At 55.3% G+C, this 2,992-nt stretch carries 4 protein-coding genes, 2 rRNA genes and 1 pseudogene; 1 reads left to right on the top strand and 6 read right to left on the bottom strand.

Annotated elements, in window-relative coordinates; all coding sequences use genetic code 11:
* A partial coding sequence (locus CR103_RS23090; RefSeq protein ID WP_218968521.1) for a hypothetical protein occupies positions 1-304 on the top strand: 304 nt, incomplete at its 5' end.
* A gap of 144 nt (positions 305-448) precedes the next feature.
* On the opposite strand, the pseudogene CR103_RS24255 reads toward CR103_RS23090, so the two are convergent.
* The 6 genes and pseudogenes from CR103_RS24255 to CR103_RS21615 form a co-directional block, all read right to left on the bottom strand.
* Positions 449-610: pseudogene (locus CR103_RS24255) on the bottom strand (CPBP family glutamic-type intramembrane protease); the annotation flags it as partial.
* The gene (locus tag CR103_RS21635) at positions 591-884 is read right to left on the bottom strand and encodes a hypothetical protein (protein WP_143752721.1); all 294 of its coding nucleotides are present in this window, start codon (positions 882-884) and stop codon (positions 591-593) included. The pseudogene CR103_RS24255 and the gene CR103_RS21635, both read right to left, overlap by 20 nt.
* 44 nt (positions 885-928) lie before the next feature.
* Positions 929-1,198: a hypothetical protein gene (locus CR103_RS21630; RefSeq protein WP_099917944.1), complete on the bottom strand. Its 270-nt coding sequence runs from the start codon at positions 1,196-1,198 to the stop codon at positions 929-931.
* Between the two features lie 459 nt (positions 1,199-1,657).
* Positions 1,658-2,191, bottom strand: a complete 534-nt coding sequence (locus CR103_RS21625) for an IS1595 family transposase (RefSeq protein ID WP_143752720.1) — start codon at positions 2,189-2,191, stop codon at positions 1,658-1,660.
* Between the two features lie 460 nt (positions 2,192-2,651).
* A 5S ribosomal RNA gene (rrf, locus tag CR103_RS21620) occupies positions 2,652-2,764 on the bottom strand.
* 143 nt (positions 2,765-2,907) lie between these two features.
* Positions 2,908-2,992: ribosomal RNA gene (locus tag CR103_RS21615) — 23S ribosomal RNA — on the bottom strand; the annotation flags it as partial.

The following is a 2,992-nucleotide window of genomic DNA, read 5'->3' as shown; positions in this document are numbered from 1 at the left end:
CGAAGCGTTGTGTTCGTTGCAGCAGAGAGGTGAGATTATGCAGCGTTTCGCGTTTCTCGTCAACCTTCATTTTACCGTCACCGTCTTTTCAGACGGCCCCAACTGCTTGATTTTGTTAACCATTTCATCGGGGAGGCGAACTATAGCAAACGGCTCGGAAGGTTGCAAGAGTTTTTGCCTGCTTGACGTCACGGCACCAATTCAGACCGAAAACCGGAGGTATTCGCCGAGACCTTGTTCGCCGCTTCCGACGTCCGCGATTTCGCGCGTCAAGTCCGAATGCGACGCCAGTATGGGCGGATGATGTTGTCCATCCTGACGGACCGCGCAAGCATGAGTGCTCCAAGGTCGGCCAGTCGGCGCCGACGAGCTCGGACTGGAACAATCCTTGCGGAGCATGATCGGAAACGGCCACTGAAAAAATCTCGCCTTGAGTGAAATTCCAAGCGAAGTGACTCGCCATGCACAACCATAGGCGGCGTGTGGCCATGTAAGCGGCGCCAAACATGACGCCTGCCAAGATGCCCATGCAGAGCGTGAACAGCGCGGTGCCGACCCCGATGCCAGCAAACAATTCCGGCGCGGCGCCATCAAGCGAAAGTTCCCGCATGGCCCGCCTCTCTATCCAAAGCGCGTAGCCGACATATATGCCAAAACAGCTTGACCTGAGCGTTCGCACGGACCAAGGCTTCATCTAGCGGCAAATGCAACAATCCGTTTGCGTCGGCACTGACCGTCCGCTCGCCTTGCCCCGACGTGATGCGCGCGGCAGCCGCCTGACCGCGGGGAAATTGCATTTGAATACCGGCAAACGTCGGCATCAGGAAACGCATCATCCCAGCTTGAGACTTTATCAATGCGTTGCTCTGCTTGACGCTGGCCATGAGTTCGGCGTAATCAAGTTGCGGACCGGCAGGCACGACAGGGGTTATCGAAAAGAAAAATCTGCCTTTTCCCCATCAGGCATATTGGTGAGCACTTTGGGATTGTCCTTCGCCCACTGCGCATCGATAACTGGATCAAATGTGCCTTCCGCGCTCACGACAATGGGCTTTCTTTCATCGCCGTGGATAACGGTAAAAGCGATGTCCGACGGCGCAATCGCCGGATTATTCGGCTTCTCCGTTCCAAGGACGCGTAACTTGTCACGCTGCATCGCCGGCACCGCGTAAAACTTGTCGAGACTGGTTATCTTCATCAAATTACTGTAACTAATCCATTCGCGGTCCGCACATGGCGCAGGGGAGGCCAAAAGGACTGCACACAATAGCGTAATGCACCGATATGACTTCGTGCCTGAGCCTCGCTTAATACCGGCTGGGCGCAGCTCGCGCCAACATGTCCCGACTGCATTGCCTTAATTTCGCGCATGATATTGGGCCGCTCGGGCAAGACCTCTTCGAAATGGCCGGTCAAGGCGTCGAGTGTGTCGGGCCATTTGTCGCTGTGGTTGGCGCTAAGGACGAGACGATCGGCGAGAAGGTCGCCGATTCCCTACAGGTAAAAGCAGTGTTCGGGCAATTGGCGTATCTGAGTTTCCAACTCGCCGACAATGGCGGCCGTGAGGCGGGCGATATCGGCTTCCAAATTTTTAGTGCGGTCGAAAATGAGGGCCTTGCCCGGCTTCAGGACGGAGTCGAGCCCATCGCCCGGGTAGCTATATCCTACAATCACGGCCGCACGGCTCTTCAGCTACTTTGTTCTCCGACCCGCGTCCGGCTTTGCCGCCAGTGCGCTCGCCTCCCAGATAGGCATCGTCGACGCGCACGGAGCCCTGCAAAGGCTGGTTTTCCTCGCGCTGGCGCATGGCCTCCATCAATTTATGTTTCATCAACCAGGCCGCCTTCCAGGTGATGCCAAGCTGGCGCATCATGGCCAGCGCGGCGATGTTGGTCTTGGACTGCGTCATGAGGTAGATCGCAAGATACCAGGTGGTCAGCGGCAACTTGGAGTTCTCCATCATCGTGCCGGCGCGCAGACTGACTTGGTGGCGGCAGGCCTTGCACTGCCAGTAGCGCAGCTCCCGACGCCGGAATTCGTACGCCAATTTGTGGCTGCAATGCGGGCATTCGAAGCCGTGCGACCATCGCGCCGCCACAAGTGCTTCTTCGCATTGTGCCTCGGAACCATAATCCTTCATGAACTGCTCAATAGAAAGACCTTTTTGGAAGTGAATTTGATTGATGCCCACAATTTTCTCCCATCAATGAACTTGCGTTCAAGGTTGGACCGGCGCGATCAGTACGAGTTCTGATGGTTGAACATCATCAGGTGCCGATTTGAGCCACGGAAGCCGCCATTGCCCTCCCTTATTTGTTGGTCGCTGTCGACTCTGCTTCGCAGGAACATTCGTGCGTAATCGGTATCGATGCGAGCAATTGTCGGTCCTCAGGAGACCGACGCCCTCGAGCAGTCGGCCTGGTGCAGGGGGAGCGCCGCGCGCTTCTGGCACATAAGGGACTGGCGGGGACGGAAGCGGCGAGCGCGGAGGTCCCGACGAAGAGAACAAGGCAAAATGGGCAGCCATCTCTTGAAATAATGCCGAGGGGGTAAAAATCGCGCCGCGGGCCGCATACCTCAGTAGCAACTTTAATAATGGCCAGACGAAAAAAAACCCCCACATTTCTGCGGGGGTTTTTTCCTTATAACTAGCCTGACGATGACCTACTTTCACACTGGTTGCAGCACTATCATCGGCGTAATATCGTTTCACGGTCCTGTTCGGGATGGGAAGGGGTGGTACCGATTTACTATGGTCATCAGGCATAACTTGTACAGGTACGTGCTCCCAACTGGGCAGCATGACCTTGAATCTGGAAGAAGTATTGTTTCGTTTTACTTAGGTAGCGATTGTACATTACAACAAGCACAACGCGTTCTCTTATTCTCTATACCTGCTAAGGTTATAGGGACAAGCCGTACGGGCAATTAGTACTGGTTAGCTTAATGCATTACTGCACTTCCACACCCAGCCTATCAACGTCCTGGTCTC

The sequence above is a fragment of the Massilia psychrophila genome (assembly GCF_002760665.1).
Lineage (GTDB): Bacteria > Pseudomonadota > Gammaproteobacteria > Burkholderiales > Burkholderiaceae_D > JAFCUW01.
Note: the sequence above shows the minus strand (reverse complement) of the source record. Positions and strands in the feature narration are given on the sequence as shown.